This is a genomic window from Neobacillus camarae (assembly GCF_054950115.1).
In genome coordinates this window covers 261,481-285,925 of record NZ_JBUCKX010000003.1, presented here as the reverse complement: position 1 = coordinate 285,925, position 24,445 = coordinate 261,481, and the positions used below count along the sequence as shown (strand labels likewise).

At 40.4% G+C, this 24,445-nt stretch carries 21 protein-coding genes and 1 pseudogene; 12 read left to right on the top strand and 10 right to left on the bottom strand.

From position 1 onward, the window contains the following. Positions 1-99: 99 nt before the first annotated feature. The gene (locus ACY8D0_RS16545; RefSeq protein ID WP_462411625.1) at positions 100-669 is read right to left on the bottom strand and encodes a cysteine hydrolase family protein; all 570 of its coding nucleotides are present in this window, start codon (positions 667-669) and stop codon (positions 100-102) included. A gap of 294 nt (positions 670-963) precedes the next feature. On the opposite strand from ACY8D0_RS16545, the gene ACY8D0_RS16540 reads away from it, so the two are divergent. Continuing rightward, on the top strand, positions 964-2,106 hold the full coding sequence (locus tag ACY8D0_RS16540) for a hypothetical protein (RefSeq protein WP_462411624.1): 1,143 nt from the start codon (positions 964-966) through the stop codon (positions 2,104-2,106). Between the two features lie 27 nt (positions 2,107-2,133). Here the strand turns inward: ACY8D0_RS16540 and ACY8D0_RS16535 are convergent, their stop codons facing one another. Then, a complete protein-coding gene (locus tag ACY8D0_RS16535; protein WP_462411623.1) occupies positions 2,134-3,063 on the bottom strand; it encodes an alpha/beta hydrolase in 930 nt (309 codons plus the stop codon). Between the two features lie 161 nt (positions 3,064-3,224). Here ACY8D0_RS16535 and ppsA point away from each other — a divergent pair, with 161 nt between their 5' ends. Both ppsA and ACY8D0_RS16525 read left to right on the top strand, forming a co-directional pair. Beyond that, positions 3,225-5,825, top strand: coding sequence for a phosphoenolpyruvate synthase (gene ppsA / locus ACY8D0_RS16530; protein ID WP_462411622.1), 2,601 nt, complete (start codon positions 3,225-3,227; stop codon positions 5,823-5,825). Between the two features lie 355 nt (positions 5,826-6,180). Further along, positions 6,181-7,549: pseudogene (locus ACY8D0_RS16525) on the top strand (IS1182 family transposase). A 264-nt stretch (positions 7,550-7,813) separates the two neighbouring features. On the opposite strand, the gene trmL reads toward ACY8D0_RS16525, so the two are convergent. The 6 genes from trmL to ACY8D0_RS16495 all read right to left on the bottom strand — a co-directional run bounded on the left by trmL (position 7,814) and on the right by ACY8D0_RS16495 (position 13,047). Then, a complete protein-coding gene (gene trmL / locus ACY8D0_RS16520; protein WP_462411621.1) occupies positions 7,814-8,284 on the bottom strand; it encodes a tRNA (uridine(34)/cytosine(34)/5-carboxymethylaminomethyluridine(34)-2'-O)-methyltransferase TrmL in 471 nt (156 codons plus the stop codon). Positions 8,285-8,556: 272 nt separating this feature from the next. Continuing rightward, on the bottom strand, positions 8,557-9,447 hold the full coding sequence (locus ACY8D0_RS16515) for an aldo/keto reductase (protein ID WP_462411620.1): 891 nt from the start codon (positions 9,445-9,447) through the stop codon (positions 8,557-8,559). 141 nt (positions 9,448-9,588) lie between these two features. Further along, positions 9,589-10,761 carry an MFS transporter gene (locus ACY8D0_RS16510; protein ID WP_462411619.1) on the bottom strand — a complete coding sequence of 391 codons (1,173 nt, stop codon included), beginning with the start codon at positions 10,759-10,761 and terminating at the stop codon, positions 9,589-9,591. Between the two features lie 144 nt (positions 10,762-10,905). Further along, positions 10,906-11,769 carry an aldo/keto reductase gene (locus tag ACY8D0_RS16505; RefSeq protein ID WP_462411618.1) on the bottom strand — a complete coding sequence of 288 codons (864 nt, stop codon included), beginning with the start codon at positions 11,767-11,769 and terminating at the stop codon, positions 10,906-10,908. Positions 11,770-11,861: 92 nt separating this feature from the next. Continuing rightward, entirely contained in the window at positions 11,862-12,266 is a 405-nt protein-coding gene (locus ACY8D0_RS16500; RefSeq protein ID WP_462411617.1) for a cupin domain-containing protein, read from the bottom strand. Between the two features lie 25 nt (positions 12,267-12,291). Then, on the bottom strand, positions 12,292-13,047 hold the full coding sequence (locus ACY8D0_RS16495) for a carboxymuconolactone decarboxylase family protein (RefSeq protein ID WP_462411616.1): 756 nt from the start codon (positions 13,045-13,047) through the stop codon (positions 12,292-12,294). Between the two features lie 216 nt (positions 13,048-13,263). Here ACY8D0_RS16495 and ACY8D0_RS16490 point away from each other — a divergent pair, with 216 nt between their 5' ends. From ACY8D0_RS16490 to ACY8D0_RS16480, 3 genes are all read left to right on the top strand, one after another. Next, on the top strand, positions 13,264-13,812 hold the full coding sequence (locus ACY8D0_RS16490; RefSeq protein WP_462411615.1) for a TetR/AcrR family transcriptional regulator: 549 nt from the start codon (positions 13,264-13,266) through the stop codon (positions 13,810-13,812). Positions 13,813-14,133: 321 nt separating this feature from the next. Then, positions 14,134-14,505, top strand: a complete 372-nt coding sequence (locus tag ACY8D0_RS16485; protein ID WP_462411614.1) for a DUF2255 family protein — start codon at positions 14,134-14,136, stop codon at positions 14,503-14,505. A gap of 119 nt (positions 14,506-14,624) precedes the next feature. After that, a complete protein-coding gene (locus tag ACY8D0_RS16480) occupies positions 14,625-15,605 on the top strand; it encodes an aldo/keto reductase (protein ID WP_462411613.1) in 981 nt (326 codons plus the stop codon). 127 nt (positions 15,606-15,732) lie between these two features. On the opposite strand, the gene ACY8D0_RS16475 is transcribed toward ACY8D0_RS16480, so the two are convergent. Beyond that, positions 15,733-16,281: a TetR/AcrR family transcriptional regulator gene (locus ACY8D0_RS16475; protein ID WP_462411612.1), complete on the bottom strand. Its 549-nt coding sequence runs from the start codon at positions 16,279-16,281 to the stop codon at positions 15,733-15,735. Positions 16,282-16,701: 420 nt separating this feature from the next. Between ACY8D0_RS16475 and ACY8D0_RS16470 the strand changes: the two genes are divergently transcribed. Together ACY8D0_RS16470 and ACY8D0_RS16465 are read left to right on the top strand one after the other, a co-directional pair. Further along, positions 16,702-17,448, top strand: coding sequence for an SDR family oxidoreductase (locus ACY8D0_RS16470; protein ID WP_462411611.1), 747 nt, complete (start codon positions 16,702-16,704; stop codon positions 17,446-17,448). Positions 17,449-17,730: 282 nt separating this feature from the next. Beyond that, complete coding sequence (locus ACY8D0_RS16465) at positions 17,731-18,624, top strand: ROK family protein (RefSeq protein ID WP_462411610.1); 894 nt, start codon at positions 17,731-17,733, stop codon at positions 18,622-18,624. A 71-nt stretch (positions 18,625-18,695) separates the two neighbouring features. On the opposite strand, the gene ACY8D0_RS16460 is transcribed toward ACY8D0_RS16465, so the two are convergent. After that, positions 18,696-19,583: a LysR family transcriptional regulator gene (locus ACY8D0_RS16460; RefSeq protein ID WP_462411609.1), complete on the bottom strand. Its 888-nt coding sequence runs from the start codon at positions 19,581-19,583 to the stop codon at positions 18,696-18,698. 211 nt (positions 19,584-19,794) lie between these two features. Here ACY8D0_RS16460 and ACY8D0_RS16455 point away from each other — a divergent pair, with 211 nt between their 5' ends. From ACY8D0_RS16455 to ACY8D0_RS16440, 4 genes are all read left to right on the top strand, one after another. After that, positions 19,795-20,835 carry an NAD(P)-dependent alcohol dehydrogenase gene (locus ACY8D0_RS16455; protein ID WP_462411608.1) on the top strand — a complete coding sequence of 347 codons (1,041 nt, stop codon included), beginning with the start codon at positions 19,795-19,797 and terminating at the stop codon, positions 20,833-20,835. Positions 20,836-20,958: 123 nt separating this feature from the next. After that, a complete protein-coding gene (locus ACY8D0_RS16450; protein WP_462411607.1) occupies positions 20,959-22,128 on the top strand; it encodes an MFS transporter in 1,170 nt (389 codons plus the stop codon). Between the two features lie 43 nt (positions 22,129-22,171). Further along, complete coding sequence (locus ACY8D0_RS16445) at positions 22,172-22,882, top strand: SDR family NAD(P)-dependent oxidoreductase (protein WP_462411606.1); 711 nt, start codon at positions 22,172-22,174, stop codon at positions 22,880-22,882. Between the two features lie 476 nt (positions 22,883-23,358). Further along, a complete protein-coding gene (locus tag ACY8D0_RS16440) occupies positions 23,359-24,384 on the top strand; it encodes a helix-turn-helix domain-containing protein (protein WP_462411605.1) in 1,026 nt (341 codons plus the stop codon). Positions 24,385-24,445: the final 61 nt, after the last annotated feature.

Below are 24,445 nucleotides of genomic sequence, written 5' to 3'. Positions count from 1 at the left end.
TTTTTGAACGCTCCCAAAAATCAGGGTATCCATCATCAATAAACAAGAAATTGGAAAACAAAAGGGCTGTTCTGCAATTGCAAAGCAGCCCTCATGATATTAAGCTAATGACTCAATCCAAGCATCGACGGTCAGAACACTGGCCTGACGAGGGAATACTTTCTCCATTAGGACGCGGTGAACTTCAGGGTCTTGATCAAGACAGGCATCACTTAATACGGTCAAGGAGTAATCTTTATCGGCTGCTTCTCGCACTGTAGAGAGAACCACGCCACTTGTCGCAATACCACAAAGGATGAGTGTATCAATTTGGCGTGAGCGAAGGGTCATATCCAGTGTACTGCCGGCAAAAGCACTAAAGCGGTACTTGGTTACAATGGGTTCGTTTTCTTGGGGCTTAACCGATTCATGAATTTGTGTGGCTTCGTCCGCCGTGGTCATGCCTCCATGAGCGGCAAAGCTAGCAAATACCTTATTTCGTGGACTGACCTCCGGGTAGCCTGTGCTAAATCCAACACGGACAAAAATGACCGGAATATTGTGTTTGCGCGCACTTGCGATAGCTTCCTGAATGTTATGTAATAATTTTTTGGCTTCGGCGTAACGGGATACAATACCGTTTTGGATATCCATCACTAATAAAGCCGTCTTTTCAGCATGTTCTTGCATGTATTGATAACCCCTTTTCGTTCAGATACTTAAGTGGAGAACTCTATTACTTATATTAAACGGAGATATTTCAGTTGTCTAATCATGTGTCAGATGAAGGATGGGCATACAGGTCAACGATGGGCTTTGACACGAGGGGACCTAATCCAGTAGCAATTCCAGGTTGAATACCTTTAAACCGAGAGAAGCGTATTTCATTCACATACTATAAAAAAACGTGATTGTTGGAGGGTTTATGGAAAATTATGTTGAAATGGTATAGAGAGAAAACTTTTAAACTCGGGTGGTGGCAATTTGGAAGAGGTACAATACGCTTTTATCAATGAATTTGGTGATTATCTATTTGATTTTGTAAAACAGGGAGTGTCGACCCATTTGATCATCACGGCCATCCTGGTAAAAGGCTCCCATAAGGAAAGACTGGAAGAGCATCTGGACAAAGTCCCATTTCTCCAAGAAAAAGACATTCGTGATGACAATCAAATGCTTCAGATCGTTAACGACCTGAAGGAACTTCCTTTCAGTATCTATGCATATGTAATGGATAAGCGGAAAATCAGAGAAGACAGCGGCATCATGCATCAAAAGCCGTTTTTCCGCTATACGAATCGAATGGTCTATGAAGACTTGAACCGGAGCTTCGAACAGCTTGATCTGGTGGTGAGTGACCAAGCCGAATTTTTAATGCAATTCAGAAACTACGTGGAAACAAAGACCATTCCGGATTTATTCAACTATTCCATTTTTGGCTTTAATCAAACAGAGTCGGATGTTCTGCTCAGATTAGCCCGCCTTATTTCCGGAATCCTGGCGAAGGGATACGACTGTACACATCATTCTAAGCAGTACCGTTCTTATTATGAAATCATCAAACAAAAAATATCCGCCATTCAGCTTTTGCCCCTAGACTACAAGAACTTCATCTATGATTACAAATCCAACAGCCATGAGGCCAAATACAATGAAATGATTATCAAGCAGGCAGTCAACCTGACGTATCAATATCTTGAGAAACATCGAAAAAGTGAAGAAGAAGAGGAAAAGCTTCGGATGGATTTTTTAAAGTTTTTATTATTTAACCTAAAAGAAAATCCTGATGAATATGTTTATACCCAAGAAATTTTGGATAACTTGAATGCCCTGAGAGATGTCAAAATGAATCAGCATTATTTTCGGTCCAATATTGTCTCTAAACTGCGGGACAGCGGAATCATAATCGCCAGCAGCAATAAAGGCTATAAATTGCCAGTCAGCCTAGGCGATTTATATGATTTTGTGAATCTATCCAGTTTGACTATTCATCCCATGATTCAGCGCATCGCCAAGTGCAGGGACCAGATTCTCTCCGCCACGAACAACGAAGTCGATATCTTGGATCCCACCGAATATGAGTACTTAAGGAGAGTGATAGAACAAGGGAAGGTTTCTAACCATTGAAAAGAGGAAGAGGGCATGTCTCCGGCTTCAGTCAAGTTTGAAATGCTTATGGAGAAACCGGAGAACACGGTGCTCATAGTCTCTCTTATACAAAAAATAGGAATGTATATGTTTAGCCTTTTCGGTCAGCCACAATTCTTTATGGTTACCTGATGGAATAGATTTATATAGTCGTTCGCTCTCGGTATAAGGAATCGCCTCATCTGACTTACTGTGTATCAATAAAAAAGTTTTTCCCTTCGTATTGATCACTTTTCTAATAGGTGAAACTTCATTGGGGTCAATATTAAGGAGTTTCCGCATGGAATGATAAATAATTGGTGTAAACGGCAGTTTTGGTAATTTAGACCAATAGGAAAGGTTCTCTTTTAAAAAAGGCTCTAGATCACTAAAGGGACTGTCGGCAATAATGACCGACACCGCAGGATGTTCACATCCGGCAATAAGCGCAGTGGAGGCCCCCATACTCCAGCCCAGAAGAGCAATCTTTTTCTGGCTTTTTTTCTGAATGGCATACTCGATGGCAGAATATAGGTCGTGTTTTTCATAGTATCCCAACCCTGTGGTTCTTCCTTTCGATTTGCCTGCATTGCGAAAATCAAACATCAGCACATTGTAGCCTTGTTTCGAAAGTACTTTAGCCAGCCGCAGGCCTTCAATCCTTTCCATGGCCCGTTCATTCATATAACCGTGTGCCGTGATGATGGTTTTCCTGCTTTGCTTGGAAACAGCGGGGATCCACCATCCAGATAGCTTTACTTGATCTTTACGGCTGAAAAATTCAACCTCTTCGAAATCAAGGCCGTAATCCTTTGGGTTTTTCGTGGTTTTTGCGGGAAAGGGATGGGTGAGATAAATTCCAATGCCAAGAGGGGCAAGGAAGAATAAAGCGGGTGCTGCCAAAAGCGGCCGCCACAGTGATTTGTTTGATTTTCGCTTTTTTTCCTCACTCAACATCTTCTCCTCCTTTCCAATTTGAATCATCGGTACTTTATCATATGTTGGTGACCATCAAAACGGAAAAATCTTAAGTCCCATTTTTATTAAAAGAATGGAACTTTTTCTTTGTTTAAAAGACTGTTAATATCAATAGAACTACTGCTTAGGAGAGATGTAGAATGAGTTCTTTCGTTCTCGATTTTCAGGAAATCGATAAAACGCAGCATTTGCTCGTTGGCGGAAAAGGGTTGAATTTAGGGGAATTAACAAGAATTAAAGGTATACAAGTACCAGAAGGGTTTTGTATTACGACAGTAGGATTTGAAAAAGCCATCGAACAAAACAAAACGTTTCAAGCTTTGTTGGATCAACTAACTATGCTAAAGATCGACGATCGAGACCAAATTGGTGAAATCAGCGGGAAGATTCGCAAAATCGTTTTGGAAGTTGAAGTTCCTTCCGGTGTTGCGTGCGCAGTTGCTCATTATCTCTCCCAGTTTGGCGTAGAACATGCTTATGCAGTACGTTCAAGTGCGACTGCCGAAGATTTGCCACATGCCTCTTTTGCTGGTCAACAAGACACCTATTTAAATATCATTGGAAAAGAAGCCATCTTGCTGCATATCAGCAAATGTTGGGCTTCCCTATTCACAGAACGCGCGGTCATTTACCGTATGCAAAATGGATTTGACCACAGACAAGTGTCTCTATCCGTTATCATTCAACGGATGGTTTTCCCACAGGCATCAGGGGTTTTATTCACCGCTGATCCAATTACCTCCAACCGCAAGCTGTTGTCAATCGATGCTAGTTTTGGACTTGGAGAAGCACTGGTCTCAGGCTTGGTCTCTGCAGATTGTTATAAGGTGAAAGAGAATAAAATTGTCGATAAGATGGTAGCAGCTAAAGAATTGGCTATCTATGGACGAAAAGAAGGAGGGACCGAGACACACGAAATTGCTCCTGATCTGCAAAAAACACAAACTCTTACGGACCAACAAATTTTACAACTGGCACGTATCGGAAGAAAGATTGAAGCTTATTTTGGCCGCCCGCAAGATATCGAATGGTGTTTGGTTGATAATACCTTTTATATTGTCCAGAGCCGTCCAGTCACGACTCTTTTTCCCATCCCTGAAACGAATGATCAAGAAAATCACGTGTATATCTCTGTCGGTCATCAACAAATGATGACAGACCCCATCAAACCATTGGGATTGTCTTTTTTCCTGTTAACGACGAACGCACCCATGCGTAGAGCTGGTGGATGGCTGTTTGTAGAGGTCACTCATCAACTGGCTTCCCCCGTCAGAAGAAACATGTTATTAAACGCGATGGGACAACATGACCCACTCATGAAAGACGCACTTATGAACACACTTAAGCGAGGAGATTTAATAAAATCGACGCCAAGTGATTCTAAAGCACCAAGTCCCAACGAAAGAAATACAAATATGCCGGCACAAATTGAAATCAATCCATCCATCGTTTCTGATTTGATTAACCGCAGTCAAACATCCATAGAAGAGTTAAAACAAAACATCCAAACGAAATCAGGATCTGATTTATTCGATTTTATTCTTGAAGATATTCAGGAATTAAAGAAGATTTTATTTGACCCGCAAAGTACAGTTGTATTTATGGCTGCTATAAATGCTTCAACATGGATTAATGAAAAAATGAACGAGTGGTTAGGTGAGAAAAACGCAGCGGACACTCTTTCTCAGTCTGTACCAAACAATATTACTTCGGAAATGGGCCTGGCGCTAATGGATGTTGCCGATGTGATTCGACCTTATCCGAAAGTGATAGAATACTTAGAAAACGTTAAAGAAGATAACTTTATGAATGAACTGGTGGAGTTTGACGGTGGAAGGGAAACCCAAGACGCTATCTATGCTTATCTCAACAAATACGGAATGCGATGTGCCGGGGAAATCGATTTGACTAGAACACGATGGAGTGAAAAACCCATTACACTTGTCACGATGATTCTTACTAACATTAAAAACTTTAAGCCGAATGCCAGCAAGCGGAAATTTGAGCAAGGACGGCTGGAGGCTTTGAAAAAAGAACAAGAGTTATTAGAACGATTAACACAATTGCCGGAGGGTGAACAAAAGGCCATAGAAACAAAACGAATGATTGACCTAATCCGGAATTTCATCGGGTATCGTGAATATCCAAAATACGGCATGATTAATCGCTACTTCGTTTATAAGCAAGCTTTACTGAAGGAAGCAGGACAACTCGTGCAAGCGGGCGTTATTCATGAAAAAGAAGATATATATTATCTCTCATTTGAAGAATTCCGCGAGGCTGTACGCACAAATAAACTGGATTACCAGATCATCAACGAGCGAAAAGACGAGTACAAATTATATGAAAAACTAACTCCCCCGCGTGTAATCACATCTGATGGTGAAATCATTGCAGGTGAATACAAACGAGAAAATCTCCCACCAGAAGCTATTGAAGGCCTGCCTGTTTCATCAGGAGTTATCGAGGGACGTGCCCGTGTCATCTTAAAATTGGAAGATGCGGATTTAGATAATGGAGATATATTAGTCACCTCCTTTACGGATCCTAGCTGGACACCATTGTTTGTATCCATAAAAGGCCTAGTAACCGAAGTGGGTGGCCTGATGACACATGGAGCAGTGATTGCGCGTGAGTATGGTTTGCCAGCAGTTGTTGGGGTAGAGAATGCCACCAAATTGATAAAAGATGGGCAACGAATTCGAGTGCATGGAACTGAAGGGTATATCGTAATAGTGTAATTGTTAAATACGTTAAAAAATGGATTGGTTTTTTGTAAAAAAACAGGGTGCAAAGAGAGCAAGATTGTGGTCATTTGTTGAAGGAAGAAAGGTTTATGGAAGATTTGGTTTTCGGTCAAATTGGACACGGAAAGGAATCTTTTATAGGTATTATAATTAGAATAGCCAGAAACGTTAAACCTAAGAAATAAGCAAAATATTATGTTTGTATAAATAAAAAAATCTTCCATGAAGGAAGATCAGGCTGTCGAAAAACCTTCGACAGTCCTTTATTTTGTTCATTAACTTTAACTGTTCACCGCGTTAATTTGTTATAATATGATTAACAAAATTATTAATAAAGTGGTGAAACCTAATGTTCAAACCTAAAGAGTCCTCTCAAAACGAATATGAATTTGTATCTATAGATGAAATGGTTCCAGACAATCACCTTCTTCGTTTAATTGATAAATATATTAATTTCTCGTTTCTTCTAGAAAAAGTACGTCCTTATTATAGTGATGATAATGGCCGCCCCTCTGATCCACTTATTCTTTTTAAAATGATGTTTATTGGATATATATACGGCATTCGTTCCGGGCGACAATTAGAAAGAGAAATAAAAATGAATATCGCTTACCGCTGGTTCTTAGGTTTGAAATTCCATGACCTTGTGCCCCATCATTCAACAATCAGTTGGAATCGCCAACATCGTTTTAAAGATACAGATATTTTTCAGGAGATTTTGATGAAATTGTTCTACAGGCAATGAACCACAAAATGGTTGGTGGTCGTGTTTTATTTACGGATTCTACTCATTTAAAGGCAAACGCAAATAAGAACAAGTTTTTCAAAGAAAGAGGTCGAAGTAGAGACTCGCGAATATTTTGATGATTTAAACAAAGCAGTTGAGGAGGATAGAGTTAATCATGGAAAAAAGCCATTAAAGGAAAGAGAGGAAGTGAAAGAGACTAAAGAAATTCGCGTTAGTACAACAGACCCTGAATGTGGATTTATGTCCCGTGAAAACAAGCGAGAAATGTTCTGTTATCTTGATCACCCGAGCACACAGACATGAAGCTTAATATCATTACCGATGTTTATGTTACACCTGGAAATGTTCATGATTCTGTTCCATATCTGAATCGTTTGGACCGTCAGGTCTAGCGATTTGGATTTAAAGTAGAAGCCGTTGCATTAGATTCTGGTTATCTTACTAGCCCTATTTGTAGGGGACTTTCTGATCGGAAAATCTTTGGGGTAATTGCCCATAGGAGATATCACCCTACTACCGGCTTATTCCTAAATGGAGATTTACATACGACAAGGACCATGATCTGTACGTTTGTCCCAATAGCCAAGAGTTAATGTACAAAACAACAACCCGTGAGGGTTATAGAGAATACAAGTTTGATTCAAAGAAATGTGTGAACTGCCCGCTTCTATCCCAATGGACGCGTTCAAAAAATAAGGTAAAAGTCGTAACACGACATGTTTGGGAGGAGCACAAAGAAAAGGTAAGATTAAATCGCTTATCTAAATCGGGAAAAATGCTTTATAAATTTAGGAAGGAAAAAATTGAGCGAAGCTTCGCAGACTCAAAAGAGCTGCATGGGCTTCGCTACTGTCGGTTACGGGGATTAAAGAAGGCGAGCGAACAGGCTCTTCTTACTGCCGCCTGCCAGAACATGAAAAAGCTTGCCAACCACTTAACCAAGCTGGAAAATGTGTGTGGCAATACTTAAAGTTATTTTCCCCTGTTGATTGGAGCGGAAGGTGCGAAGACTCCTGCGGGAGTACGGGGCAGGGGAGACCCCGCAGGCGCCTAAGCGCCGAGGAGGCTCCCCGGCACCCTAAGGTCCGCGAAGCACCTGGAGCGGAAATCAACAGGACTTTGAGCAGGCACAATATTTAATGAAAAATCTGGTGGTTAGACTTCGACAATATAAAAAATTGCCGAGAAAGATACCCTTTCTCGACAATCTGATCTTCCATGAAGGAAGATTTTTTTATTTTAAATTGGGATATCCTTGCTGTCTTAATGCCTCATAGACTAATATAGCGGCCGTATTCGAAAGGTTCAGTGAACGAACATGGTCACTCATTGGGATTCTCAAAAAGTGGTCTTTATTATTTTTTAGTAAATCTTTTGGTAAACCGGTTGTTTCTTTTCCAAACATAAAATAATGGTCCTTTGACTGATCACTGAAATCAAAGGCTGAATGTGTTTTTTCACCAAACGTCTCAATATAATAAAACTCACCTTGGTTTTTTGAAAAAAAGTCATCTAACGAGTCATAATATTTAATGTTTACAAGATGCCAGTAATCAAGGCCGGCTTGTTTTATCATATTTTCATCTGTTGAAAAGCCGAGTGGCCGGATAAAATGCAAGGATGTATCCGTTGCGGCACATGTACGCGCAATATTTGCCGTATTCGACGGAATCTCTGGTTGATATAAGACTACATGTATTGCCAAGAAAGGTCACCTCAATCTTTATTTTACCAACCACATTATAGCATATTGTTACGGGATTCATGATGTGGTGAGGTTAGGAAACAAGGAGCTTGATGGATTATAAAAGAGGATAAAAAAAATAAAGGTGTAGTTTTAATTTACACCTTTATTTTTTAGAGCAGTATTAATTGCACCTTTGTTTTAAGACCATTTGCCGGTCAATACCTCCGTCCGGTCGGTTGCTGGTGCAGGGGTCCTTGACAAACGTGAAATTTCCACATACATTTCCGGTGTCATGTTAAATCGGCTGCTGCTAGAGAATCTTCCAATTGATCTAAATTACGTGCACCAATGATTGGAGCCGTAACAGCGGGATTCGCTTTCACCCATGCCACAGCTAAAGTTGCGGGTTTCACATTATGATCTTGTGCATATTTCGTGAATAATTCAGCCGTGACAAAATCTTCATTGGCACCATAACGATCACAGTAGCGTGCATCATTTACAAGGCGACCTTGTTCAGGGCGTTTATTTACACCGTATTTACCAGTTAATAAACCAGCCCCAAGAGGACTATAAGTAATGACCCCAAGTTGTTCGGAAGCAGCCATCGGCAAAATTTCCACCTCGGCTTGACGTTTAACCAGGTTATACATAGGTTGGATTAATTCAAAACGAGCCAATTGCCCTTTTGCAGAAATGCCCAATGCTTTAGTCATTTGCCAAGCTGCCCAGTTACTCACAGCAGGGTAGAGAATCTTTCCTTGCCGTTGCAAGTTGTCCAGTGCACGAAGGGTTTCTTCCATTGGCGTATGATGATCAAAGTCATGTACAAAATAAAAATCAATATAATCCGTATTCAAACGGCGAAGACTAGCTTCAACGCCTTGTATAATATGTCTTCTAGACAATCCTCGTGCATTTACATCAGCACCTGTTGGCCAGAACACCTTTGTTGTTAGGACGATGGAGTCACGCTCATGTGCCATGCATTCTCCTAAAATTTGTTCAGAACGTCCCCCAGCATAGACATCAGCCGTGTCAAAAAAGTTGATGCCAGCTTCACGACAACGGTGATACATGGCTTTAGATGTCTCCTCATCAGCGTTCGCACCAAAAGACATGGTACCAAAACATAGATTTGAAACTTGAATCCCGGTTTTTCCTACTGTGCGATATTCCATATTTAAATGCCTCCGGTTTAACTTTAATCCATCTTTTTAAGTGAAACAGTAAAATATGCATGCTTTTCTATACCAGATTCAATCTTCCCTAATTTAATCAATTCATTCGCAAAACCGAAGCTCCGATAAAATATAGCTGCATTATATGGCCTTCCCGTATTTCATAGGTTTATTTTTAAGACTAAACGAGACCACGGCAATAATTGCGGCAATGGCGACTGATAAAGCTCCAATCCAACTGACTGCCGCCACCGATGTGCTTTTTACCGCAATACCTCCAATTCCGGCTGCTGCTGCTATGCCTAACTGTATAAAAGAGCCATATAGGCTAAGCATGATGCCTGAAGCTTCTGGAGCAAGCCAGACTAGATTATACTGCATTCCCGGTCCCGACGACCACGCCGAAAAGGACCACAGCATAAGCAACGGAATGGCTACGTAGGTTGAACTTGCAATAGTGGATAACAGCACTAAAGCGATAACGTGTACAACCAAACCGCAGACAAGTGTTTTGGGGTTGCCGATCCGATCCGTCATGAATCCACCAAACTTGGATCCTATTAAGGTAGCGATACCAAAGGCGAATAGGGCACCGCTCACCTCACGTCCGCTCATAGATGTAACGGCTAGCAGGAAGGGGGCAATATAGGAATACATCATTCCATATCCTAACTGCCAAAAGAACGTCATGCCAAGACCCATCAAGATTTTCGGGTTCTTTAAATAAGAGAGTTGCTTGCCCAAAGGTACGCCAGCCATGTTATTTGTGTCAGAAATTGTCCGCATAATAAGAAAGATTGATAGAAGACTAAGAACACCGATTCCTACGAAGATTAGCTTCCAATTATAGAGGAGCGCTACAAGACGACCAATTGGGACACCAATGATGATGGCCGCACTAAACCCTAGAATAACAGTTCCAATCGCCCCGGCCTGTTTTTCGGGCGGCGCTAATTTTACTGCGGCAGTCTTCGCAGCAATAGCAAAAACTCCACTGCCTAGAGCAAGTATGACGCGAGAAACGATAAGATAGCCAAAGCCTGGAAGGGTGATGGTCATAAGGCTGCCGAGCACCATGAAAACAAGAGAAAGCATCAATATCTTACGCTGATTCATTTTGGTCGTCGCCATCACGACAAGTGGCGATCCGAACGCATTCGCAAGAGCAAATACGGTGATTAGTTGTCCTGCCGCTGATACCGAGACATGATTGGAGGCAGCCACCTTATCCAGAATACCTGCAATGACGTACTCTGATGTACTGACCATAAAGGTAATTATGGCCAGCATGTAAATTTTCCAAGTGTTTTTCATCTTTTCACCCCTTTAGAAATTCCCAGAACCGACTCTTTTGGTAAAAAAACCCAGTGTAGTATCACATCAGGGCCACTATTGGGCGAAAAATGATTTCAATGCAGCTACATCAGTTAGATATCTTGTTTCGTTGGACAAACCTGTTTATTTTAATTTTCCGCCAAATACCGGGAAGAAGCTATGCTCACCATAATCCTGGATGTGGTCTGCATTTTTCAAAGTCTCCATATCTGCATCTTGAATAACAAAATCAAGCTCAGCATTATTTTTCATGTGATCTGGATTTGCCGTCTTGGGAAGGACGACAAGATCAAGCTGTAGGCAATAACGCAGGCAAAGCTGGGCAACAGATACTCCATACTTATCAGCTACTGCCTTCACCCCTGCATGATTGAGAACTGCACCGTGTGCAATTGGTGAATAGGCCTCTACCAGGATGTCATTCTTCTGGCAGAATTCAATTAATTCAAAAGGTGTATTGCTCACATGTGCCAATATCTGATTGACCATAGGCTTGATCTCACAGCTTGCAAGAATATTCTCTAAATCATCCTGAAGGAAGTTAGAAAGACCGATTGCCTTTACCTTTCCTGCCTTATAAGCATCCTCCAAAGATCTCCATACTTCTTTGTTTTCCTCGAAGTAACGGTTCTCCTCACGGAACTCCACCCAAGGCTGTGGGCTGTGGATAATCACTAGATCAATGTAATCCAGTCCCAATTTTTCTAATGAATCATCAATTGACTTTGCTGCTGCCTCATAGGTCTTTGCTTCTGCCGCAACTTTTGTCGTGATGAAAAGTTCTTCTCTAGCCACACCGCAGGAACGGATGGCTTCACCTACACCAGCTTCGTTCATATAAGCCTGAGCTGTATCAATATGACGATATCCAATTGATACTGCATCACGAACAGCTTGTGCAGCCTGTGCATCGTCAAGAAGCCAGGTACCAAGACCTAATTTTGGAATTTCTACACCATTTGATAATTTGAATGTTTCATTAAACATGTTATTGTCTCCTTTGCATGGTTCTATTTTTAACTAGTATCTTTTAAGAGATATGGATAAATGATCGAATCAAGTGATTCGTGAGTTAATGTTTATAATTGATTATAGGCTTCATCATCGACCGGTTCTAACCATTCCGGCCTGCCTGCAGTGATGGCAATGTGTACAAACCAGCTATCTTTGGTAGCGCCATGCCAGTGCTTCACACCATCGTGAGTGACAATAACATCGCCAGCTTTTAATAATTGAGCTGGTTTTCCTTCTTCTTGGTACCAACCTTCGCCACCCGTTACCAATAAAATTTGAAATCCATCATGATGAATATGCCAGTTATTTCGGCATCCCGGTTCAAACGTCACATTCCCAACACCAACGTTGACTTTTGGGTCAGCTACTAATCCTTGAAGATAGCTTTGTCCCACAAAAAATTGTGAAAACGGATTTTTTTCGCCCCCAGGGAAAATAACGCCATTCTTTACTTCTTCATGTTTTGCCATTTTTCATTCCTCCAAAATCTTTAGTTTAATTTTCAGGTATAACCTCATTAACACAAGCTAATGCGTTCAATGTTCTCGGGAAGCCCATATAAGGAAGGCAGTGGGTGATGGCGGTGATCAATGTTTCCTTGTCATTTCCCACATTTTTGTTCCCCTGCACATGTGACTTTACTTGACCTTCACAGCCTCCGAGACTACTTACGATACAAAGTGTCAGCAATTCTCGTGTTTTCAAATCAAGTCCCTCTCGAGTATAGAAATCTCCGAAGCAAAAAGCAGAAAGGTATTCCTGAATGTGCTTTTGATTGGATGGAGCACTCTCCTGCATTTTTGCGATGATTTCACCAAAAATCTCAATTTGAGTGGCAAGTCCCTTCTCAAAACGCTGCTCCTCATTTACAGTCTTTTGGCTTTCAATTGGTAATGCAATATTTCTGGATGTGAAAACCTCATTGACTTCATGGATGGCGTTTAAGGTTTTGGGAATTCCAATATACGGAGCACATTGGTAAACGGCCTCTTTGATTTCTGCTGGTGTCAGTCCAACGTTTAGAGCAGCACCAACATGTGCCTTGAGTTGAGGCAGCGTCTGGTTAGTAGTAAGCACGACCAGCGTAATCAGCTCACGTTGCTTGTCGTCCAGATTACCTTGATAAAATACTTCTCCAAATATGAAACGACTTAAGATGTCCTGAAAATCAGGATCGGTTGCGTAGGCGGCAGGTATTCCACCGCCAAATAGCTGATTGTATTTTTCCTTGCTCTTTTCAATGCGGTCCATAATGAAACCTCCCGTTTGAATTGGAATTCGGTTCTATTGTTCCGAAGATGTTTAATAGTATATTTGATAAACTCAATATTGATAGATTAATCAACACCTGTTTATAATTATAAAAAGTAACGAGACGCTTTCAATGGTTAAATGAGTGCAATCTGTTGTTTACTCAACAAATTCATATAAATTGTTGATTATCTTTAGAAAGATTGGTGAATGAACATGGCTAAAATAGATAGAAGAATTGCCAAAAGCCAAGTAGCGATAAAAAATGCTGTAACGGAATTGATGTCGGAAAAAAGTTTTGACGACATTACCATTCAGGATATTGCTGACAGAGCTAATGTGAATCGAGGAACCATTTATCTCCATTACACGGATAAATACGATTTATTGGATAAGATGATTGAAGAACATATGAACAATCTCCGGGAACTTTGCCAATCGGCAGCCGATATGACGTTTCAAGAAGGAAATTATGTCTGGTTCGAATACTTCGAAAATCATTATTTATTCTTTTCAACCATGTTGGCCAGTAAAGGTGCCCCATATTTTCGTTGTCGGTTTCTTGATTTGGTAATCGAAGAGTATCAAGCGGAAGTGGATGTAACAGGTGGAAACAATGAAGGTTTAAATCAAGAGGTTATCCTTCAATTTTTCGGCTCAGCCATCGTAGGGGCAGTGGAATGGTGGTTCAAGAAGGGAATGCCTTTGCCAGCTCGTGTTATGGCAGAACAAACAGGGGCATTGTTAGATCGGAATCTTGAATAAAAAGCAATGGGAAACTCAAAACGAGGGAAAGCTCTTAACGTAAATGGGGAGCTTGCTCCATATACATAACAAAACCCCTTCCATTATCGGTGAAGGGGTTTTATATACTTATTTTCTCCATGATATCGAATAAAACACCACTTAAAAATAAGACGGGCCTATCCAAAAAGTTAAGCCACTGTTTTCACCATGTATGGATGATAATGAACAATTATAATTCATTTGTTCAATAATCAACAATTACAAATCATCTAACCATTGAAAGCATTCCGTTTCTATTTAAAATTATTACTATAAATATATTTAAGGAGGATGTTCACAATGACCGAATGGTTGAAAGAAGAACTGTACAAGATGGCGGAGGCTGATGATTTGCACATTTCACCGTTCCGTGAAGATGGAGTTACCTACGGCACTCCTACCTGGATTTGGTCAGTCGTGGTGGATGGAGACCTCTATGTGCGCGCCTACTACGGGCAAAACTCCCGTTGGTACCAGGCCGCGGTAAAGCAGAAGGCGGGGAGGATTACGGTCGCCAGCATGACGAAGGAAGTCCATTTCGAACCGGTAACCTGGCCCATCAACGACCTGATCGACAATGCCTACCGTAAGAAGTACAATAATAGCCCATATCTTAGCTCGATGATCAGTACCCGCGCCCAATCGGCGACAGTCAAGGTTAAGCCACGATAATCCATATGTGGCACCGAGTGAAATAAGGACTTAATATGTGGCATAATGAGCAATGGTTGACGAATCATAAACTGCAACGGAAATGGCCGGTTGTGGGTAAAAAAGTGAGGAATAATCACATGGAATATGTCAAACTTGGAAATACAGGATTGGATGTATCTCGGCTTTGTCTTGGCTGCATGAGTTTTGGTATGGCAGAAAAGTGGATTCATCAATGGGTTCTTGATGAAGAGAAAAGTCGAACGATTATTAAAAAAGCCCTGGAGCATGGGATTAATTTTTTTGATACGGCAAATGTTTATTCTATGGGAACAAGTGAGGAATTTCTTGGACGAGCGCTAAAAGACTTTGCGAATCGTGATGAAGTGGTGATTGCAACGAAGATTCATGGACGGATGCATGAGGGACCAAATGGTGCCGGCCTTTCCAGAAAGGCCATCATGAGTGAGATTGATAAGAGCCTTAAAAGGCTTGGCACGGATTATGTAGACCTTTATATCATCCACCGCTGGGATTACCATACTCCGATTGAAGAAACCATGGAAGCATTGCATGATGTGGTGAAGGCGGGGAAGGCAAGATACATAGGAGCCTCTTCCATGTATGCTTGGCAATTCCAAAAGGCATTACATGCAGCGGACAAACATGGTTGGACCAAATTTGTTTCGATGCAGAATCATTACAACCTCATTTACCGGGAAGAAGAACGGGAGATGCTGCCGCTTTGTAAGGAAGAAGGAATTGGTGTTACCCCTTATAGCCCGCTCGCATCAGGGAGATTGACGCGTGATTGGTCAGAAACAACGTACCGGTCAGAAACGGATCAAATCCAAAAAAATAAATATGATAGCACCGCTGATGCTGACAGGTTGGTTGTGGAACGCGTGGCAGCCCTTGCTGAAAAATTTGATGTTCCACGTATCCATATCGCCCTTGCCTGGTTGCTGCAGAAAGAACCAGTATCATCTCCTATTATCGGAGCTACAAAACTATCTCATCTGGAAGATGCTGTAGGTGCTCTTTCCATTAAGTTAACAGCAGAAGAAGTTGCCTATCTGGAAGAGCCATATGTACCACACCCAATTGTGGGGCATATTTAGTTTATCGCTATAGATGTTTTCTCTATAAGCAACTCAAAGTAATAGAAAAATATGAATCAAAAAAAGGCTAAGTATACGATACCTAGCCGTTTTTGATTCATTTTATCTTTTGGAAATCTAAGGAATATTATAGAATCCTTTCTAACAAAATCCCCAATTCTTTTGCCATCACTTTGGGAGGAGAAGGCATTCCCTCTTTTAACCATGATTCCAGAACCCCTACGTAGGCATTTGCAGCGAATCGAACTATCACCTCATCGCTTAAACCATCATTTTTTCCATTTGTATAGGTCAACTCATCTTTGAACCCTTCCATAATGTACTCTATGAACTTACTACGAAAAGAAGGGGCTGCTCCCTTGCTGGCTAACATGGTCGAGAAAAATAAGAAATGTTTCTCAAAGTATTCGAAAAAGACCTCGGTCGCATCGACCCATTCCTCTTGACAGGCCCATTCACTTGTTTCCTTTAGCTCATTGATATGTTCTTCCATCATCTTATCCAGTAGATCGTATTTATCCAAGTAATGAAGATACACCGTACTTCGGTTCACATTTGCTCTGTCAGAAATATCCTGTATGGTTATGTCATCAAAATTTTTTTCATTCATCAGTTCCAGCAATGCTTTTTTTATCGCTTCCTGAGTTTTGACTACTCTTCTATCTACTTTTGCCATTATTTATCACCAAACTTTTCAAAAACATATTGTCCACCAAGTACACTTTTTTTTGAATAGGAAACTTAAAATCTTAAAAATAGTCAACAAATTTTATTGATTTGTTGACTAAACAACGAATTGCGTTTAATTAACCATGGAATGCATGGTTTACCTAACTATAATTATAAACAGATGTTGTTTAACCAATCAATGGTGTTTTCTTTGATGAAAGAGTCACATTTTCAAAAAGAAGAGAGGTTAATAGGAATGCCACTAACAGGTAACTATATTTTTGAAAGAAGTCGAAAAATTGGATGGTGGCGGGTTATGGATGAGATATGTAGCAAAACAAGAATAAACCATCTGTAATTAAAAATTTTTCTTATATATATCTAAGGCTTAGAAATGACATTATGTTTGAAAGGATGAGAAAAGGAAATGACACTTGAAAATAAAGTGGTCGTCATTACTGGCGCTAGTTCAGGTATAGGGGAAGCTACAGCAAAGCTGTTAGCTGCCAAAGGAGCAAAAGTGGTACTCGGTTCAAGACGTGAAGAGCGTTTAGCAAAGTTAGTTGATGAAATCAAATCGAATGGTGGACAAGCGGCTTATCGCGTTACAGACGTGGTTAATCCAGAAGATAGTAAACAACTTGTTCAGCTAGCAATAGATAATTTTGGTGGCGTTGATGCGATTTTCTTAAACGCTGGTATTATGCCTAATTCACCACTTTCTGCATTAAAAATGGACGAGTGGAACAGTATGATTGACATTAACATTAAAGGCGTTTTAAACGGTATTGCTGCAGTACTGCCAACGTTTACAGCACAAAAATCAGGACATATCATTACTACTTCATCAGTAGCCGGGCTTAAAAATTACCCGGGTGGAGCTGTATATGGCGCAACGAAATGGGCTGTACGTAATTTGATGGAAGCTTTGCGTATGGAATCTGCCCTAGAAGGCAGCAACATTCGCACCGCAACGATTTATCCAGCAGCCATCAATACGGAATTGTTGGATACGATAACGGACAAGAATACGGCTGAAGGTATGACTGCGTTGTACGAGCAATTTGGTATTACACCTGATCGGGTGGCCAATGTTGTGGCGTTCGCGATGGATCAACCAGAAGATACGAATATTAATGAATTTACACTTGGCCCTACAAAACAACCTTGGTAATCTTGTTCATACAAAAGATGAAAAACTAACAGAACTATTAAATTTTCAAAATTATCATTGAAGGGGTCTGCTACGGCAGATCCCTTCTGCTATTTAAGCGAGAATATTAAGATGGAAACAGCAGAGAAGTTCTTACAAAAATCCAACTGATGTACAGACGTGAAGAAAATGTCCCTTTTTCATCTTTACAGAGGTATTTCCTTTTATGTATCAACTTAATTAATATATACTCAATACATAATTTACTAATATATATTGGATCAAAATGAAGGAGATAAAATCATGTATATTGTAATCGATATCGGAGGGACTTTTGTAAAATTTGCTCTTATGGACTCGTCTGGCAATATCATAGAAAAAGGAAAAAGACCAACCCCAAATGCCGACTTATCCGCCTTTACGAGTTTGATTTTTTCCATAATAGAGGAGCAGGATTTAAGTAAGGTGAAAGGGACAGCCATTAGCTGTCCAGGAACGATTGATGTAAAAAACGGGGTCATCTATCACGGGGGACTTCTTACGTTTTTACATGAGGTCAATTTAGTCAAAGTAATTTATGATAGGTTTGGAATTGATGTATCAATAGAGAATGATGCAAAATGTGCAGCCCTTGCCGAGTTGTGGCTGGGTAGTGTGAAGGATGCCAAAGATGCGGTCGTTTTAGTCCTGGGAAGTGGGGTTGGAGGTGGGATAATCGTCGATGGAAAACTCCATAGAGGTTTTAATTTGTCTGCTGGAGAAGTAAGTTTTGTGATGAGCGAAGTCAATGGACAAACAAAAGAAGGGGAGTTTGTCGGATCACAATCTTCTGCCGTCAGAATGGTCTCCCGCATCGCAGAATTGAAGAAGCTGGACAATCCAACGGATGGAGAGGCGGTATTTGATTTCATAAATGGACATGACAAAGAAGCCAATGCCATCTTTGATGAATATTGCATTCACTTAGGCACATTGATCCTTAATTTGCAGTATATATTGGACCCGGAGATTTTTGCCATTGGGGGAGGTATTAGCTCGCAACCTGTGGTTCTTGAGCGGATACAATGGGCCATTAATGAATTGAAACAGAAATATCCATTCCATACAGCCAATCCAAAGGTAGTTACTTGTCAATTCAGAAATGATGCTAACCTATATGGGGCACTCTATCATTATCTTTTAACAAAAGAAAAATGACCAATGGGTTGAGTAAAAGAGCCGGCTATAATTAGTCGGCCTTACTCATTTATGGGGGCCAGCCTATGAAATTAAAATTTCGCTTGAATGACCTTTAAAAACAAATTTGCGGCAGCGGGAAAAACTTGATGCTTTTTCCAAACAATATTCAAGCCCGATTCCAGTCTTGGCTCTAGTGGTCTAAACACAAGGTTACTATCACTAGAGGTATTTACTATTTTATCAAGGGTTATGGCATAACCCATTCCCTCATCAACCATAATGGAAGCATTATAAGCAAGATTATAAGTCGCCACGACGTTTAATTTGTCAAAATCTTCACCAAACCAATCCGCAAACTCATTTTTGGAAAATGTCTGTTTCATAGCCTGCCGGGAACAGATTACCGGAACATTTAATAAATCTTCTGCTTGGATGGTAGCTTTTGAAGCAAGGGGACTGTCTTTCCTCATCACCACGCCCCAAACATCTTTGGCTGGGATATGGATATAATTGTATTTGGATAAATCAGCTGGTTGTATTAAGAGCCCAAAGTCTAGCAAACCCCTGTCAAGCCGCTCCGTCACATCATCTTCGTTTCCACTGTATAGGTGATACCGGATATACCGATTGCTTACATGTAATTCTTTTACTACCCGTGCAATCTGTCTCATGGCGTCGGTTTCCCCGCCGCCTATATAAACATCACCGCTTATAGTTTCCTCCATGCTATGAAATTCTGCCTCTAATTTACCGACCATATCAACGATTTCTTCTGCTCTTTTTCGCAGGAGCAAGCCTTCCTCTGTAAGAATGATATGGTGACTGCTGCGAGTAAAGAGTTTCTTCCCTAACTCTTGTTCAAGGTCTTTTAATTGTCTGGACAAAGTTGGCTGTGTTACATGCAAAAAATCAGCCGCACCCGTAATGCTTCCTTCTCTTGCAACCGTTAGAAAATAGCGCAAAACTCTTAATTCCATATGACACCCTCCTACATAATGATTAAGTATATCTATTTTAGAAATGCTCTTCAAGCATATCTTGTTATAAGATATAGGTATTTGTTATATGCTGAACGTACGGCTAAAATAATCAACAGAGGGTGAAAAACATTAAATACCTAAATTCAGCCTCCCGGCACAAACCAGTGATTATAGGTTTTAAAAAAGTACTATTCTAGGAGGTTTATCCATGATAACTGCAAAAGCAAGAGCTGTAGACGGTCCAGACAAACCGTTTCGAGCAGCTGAAATTAAACGACGCGATCTTGATGCACATGATGTTCTAATTGAAATTAAATATGCAGGCATCTGCCATTCTGATATCCATACGGCTCATGGCGAATGGGGTCCTGTTAACTATCCACTCGTGCCTGGACACGAGATTGCCGGGATTGTCACGGCTGTTGGACATGAGGTTACCAAGTTCAAGCTCGGTGACCGGGCAGGGGTCGGATGTATGGTGGACTCCTGCGGCGAATGTGAGAACTGCCGTAAGGGAGAAGAACAATACTGTCTTGAAGGAAATATCCCAACCTACGCTGGTGTTGACAAATACGGCGAGCCCACTCAAGGCGGCTATTCTACTCACATTGTTGTACAGGAAGATTTCGTACTCAGTATTCCTGATAGCATTGAGCTTGACATCGCAGCCCCATTACTTTGCGCAGGTATTACGACGTATTCGCCACTTAACCATTGGGGAGCTGGTCCTGGTAAAAAGATAGCTGTGGTAGGTATGGGTGGCCTTGGCCATATGGCTGTCCAAATTGCCCATGCTATGGGTGCCGAGGTCAGTGTTCTGTCACAAACATTGAAGAAAAAAGAAGATGGGTTGCAATTGGGCGCAGACCACTACTATGCAACAAGCGTCCCGGAAACATTCAAGAGACTTTCCGGAACCTTTGATTTAATTATTAATACGGTAAGTGCAAAGATTGACCTGAATGCTTATTTAGGACTGCTTACTCTTGACGGCACTTTGGTAAACGTCGGTGCTCCTGCAGAACCGTTGTCACTTAACGTGTTTAATTTAATCGGCCATCGCCGTTCATTTGCCGGTTCTATGATTGGAGGCATCCGAGAGACTCAGGAAATGTTGGATTTCTGTGCAGAACATAACATTGCACCTAAAATTGAAGTTATTTCTGCCAATCAAATTGACGAAGCCTACGAGAGGGTATTAGCTTCAGATGTGAAGTATCGATTTGTGATTGACATCAGCACCATGTAAGTAAGCGTAATTTTATAAAATGGTAATTTCGATGGTGTCCCTAAAGCCTAGCTTTTGGGACATCGTTTATATAGGTTGCCCAAAATGGATTTGCAATAGGGGCATTTTTGGGAGGTGTATTTTTTGGCGAAACAAAGCAAATTGCTCATTTTTATATTAACGGTAGGAGTTTTCGGCATCTTAAATACGGAAATGGGGGTAATCGGAATCTTGCCTGCCATCTCTGAACAGTTTCATGTCAGCATTTCAAAAGCAGGATGGCTGGTGAGCCTTTTTGCCCTTGTTGTTGCAGCATCCGGCCCAACGATGCCGTTATTGTTTTCAGGGTTCAACCGGAAGAAGGTCATGCTGCTTGTACTGGGTGTTTTCGTTTTGGGGAACATCGTATCCGTATTTACTGCTAACTTTACCATTCTCTTACTTGCTCGGGTCATCCCAGCCTTTTTTCATCCGATTTATTGTTCGTTGGCGTTTACAGTAGCGGCGGCATCCGTTAGTAAAGAAGAAGCCCCCAAAGCAGTTTCGAAAATATTCATAGGAGTATCTGCCGGTATGGTGGTTGGCGTGCCAGTCGCCAGTTTGATTGCAAGTGCCGTTTCGTTTGAAATGGCTATGGCATTGTTTGCTATTGTTAATATTTTTGTCTTCATCGCTACTTTACTGTTTGTACCTTCTATGCCTGTTGAAGAAAGACTTTCTTATGGCACGCAATTTTCCGTATTAAAAAAATCCACCACATGGCTATCCATCATGACGGTTATTTTATTAAACTCTGCGGTATTTGGAGTGTATAGTTATCTTGCCGATTATCTAACAACGGTTACGGATATGCCATCGAACATCATTAGTTTACTATTATTCGTATACGGCGGAGCCAATATGATCGGCAATATTGTGGCAGGGAAATTACTGACCAAAAATGCAAATAAACTTGTCGTATCTTTTCCTTTTGTATTGGGGGCTGTTTATATCCTATTATTTTTCACGGGACAGTTTACTGTACCTATGGCACTGATTACTCTCATTTGGGGGATATTAGGAGGTATTGGGGGAAATATCAATCAATATTGGATCTTGTCTTCTGCACCTGAAGCTCCTGATTTTGCCAATGGTTTATTTCTAACATCCGCTAACTTAGGAACGACATTTGGTGCAGCGGTGGGCGGGTTATTTATATCTGAGCTGGGAACACAATACGTCGTATTGGTTGGAATTATTTCATTGATTCTAGGTTTGGTAACTATCTTCCTAAGAAACTATTTGAATAGTCCTGCAAAACAACTTTCAACATAAGTTAATTTTTTGATAATCAGATACTGAAAAATGGAGGGGTAACATGTTTCAGGATAAAAAAGTTGCACTTATAACTGGCGGAAATCGCGGGATTGGTTACGAGTTGGTCAAACAATTGGCTTTGAATGGTTTTCAGGTGATTTTGGCAAGCCGGGATTTAGAAAAGGGGAATATAGCTGCGCAAAAGCTGAAGGAGGAGCTTGATCTGGATGTTTCGTGTGTTGAGATGGATGTAGCGAATCAAGATAGTATCCATCAAGCTGCGGCTGCCATAAACAACGAGTTTGGAAGATTAGATGTGTTAATCAACAATGCAGGCGTGTATTTGGATGAAAATGAAAAGTTAATGGCGATGGACCCTGCCATCGTGGAGAAAACGATGGCAACGAACTTTTTTGGTGTATACCATGTGATCCGTTCGTTTATTCCCCTTATGGAAAAACAAGGTTATGGGAGAATTATTAATGTTTCCTCAGAATATGGGGCGATGAATGAATTGTCCTATCCAGGGGTAGGCGCTTATAAGTTAACTAAATATGCCCTAAATGGATTGACACGTTTGGCGGCTGCGGAAGCTAAAGGTGATATTAAAATAAATGCAATTGATCCGGGCTGGGTAAGCTCCGATATGGGTGGGCCGTCTGCACCAAGATCGCCAAAGCAAGCAGCAGAGTCCTTCTTGTGGTTAGCAACGATTGGAAAAGAAGGACCTAACGGGGGATTCTTCAGGGATGGTAAAAGAATCGATTGGTAACATTAGTTATATCGAGTATTATCCAAAGCTGCTGATAAAAAATTTCTATCTGAGCTTCGGAATAATGTTAACTCTAGTCTCAAGGCTAGAAATTCAACTTAACTTATTACATTTAACTAAAAAAATGAAGCTGATTCACTTTACGGTCTCGGTCAGGTGTGTAATATATCCTGACCTTTTTTCTTTGTGTCTTTGGTTCTTTCTAGTTTGCATATTCTCTTGCCATTCCTTCATAAGAAGAAACATTATGGTTACTTTTTCTAAAAAAATTAGGCACATTAAAATACATTCCTTCATGTTCTGACGGAAGTTAACCTGCGGTTCCGGAATGGCAGTTAGTTTGGCTGCCTGTTAACAGTTATTGAAAAGGAAGGATTAATTTTGTGAATGGGGGAATTAATTAAGAACATATTAGCGGTTGATATACTATTAGATTATAAGTGATGCTGACTAGAAAGCTAAAGGGGAAAATGACGATGAAATATGACCTTACCATCAATAATCTATCCAAATGGGGAAAAGATGAATCGTTATATCGAAAATATTCTCAGTTGAAAGATAATACAAAAGCATTAAATGAATTTTTAGAAGCAATCCATGATGAACCTGAATTAAAAGATATTATGGTACACCCCGAGAATATACCTCAGTATCGTTATGAAGATAAATTTATATCTAATAACCATAATGTTGCTATTATAAAGCACCCTCGATTTATTCCTTTCTTTTTTCATGAACACAGTTTTTTTGAAATAGTATATATACTTTCTGGGGCTTGTAAACAACGTATGCGTGGTAAAACTTTTACCTTTGTACAAGGAGATTTGTGTCTGATCCCACCAAATGTAGAACACGGTATAGAAGTTTTCGATGATAGTCTCATCCTAAATATCCTCATTAGACGAAGTACATTTCTGGATATTTTTATTAATACCATACGTCATAAAACGGAAATTTCTTTTTTCTTTTTAGAAAATATATATTCCAGACAAAAGGTTAGATACCTGATTTATCACACAAATGGGGACGTTCTAATCCGAAATTATATTCTAGACATGTATTTGGAACAGCTAAACACGGATGAGTATTCAGACCGGATTATCTGCAGTATATTGACCATATTTTTTATGCAACTGACACGACGCCATAAAAAATCCTTGGAAATTCCTGAGGTTAATCAGAAAGGCAAAGCCTATGAAAACCAATTTTTGAATTATATTCTTAACAATTATCCCACCGTTACTTTGAAAGAGTTATCCGAACACTTTAACTTTTCTGTTCCTTATTGCTCGAAACTTATTAAATCTTTAACTGGATACAGTTTCTCAGAATTATTAACAAGCATCCGTATGCAACAAGGAGAAAGTCTTCTGTTGCTAACCCAATTAAGCATGGCTGAAATCAGCGATAAAGTTGGATGTGAACATCCAGATACTTTTATCAGGGCTTTTAAAAGAAACTTCGGAACAAGCCCTAGCCAGTATCGAAAAAGTAAACATTAGTGGGTCTTCTTTGTATTTCACAAAGAAAGAATGGGATTATCCTTGAATTAAGGAAAATGCA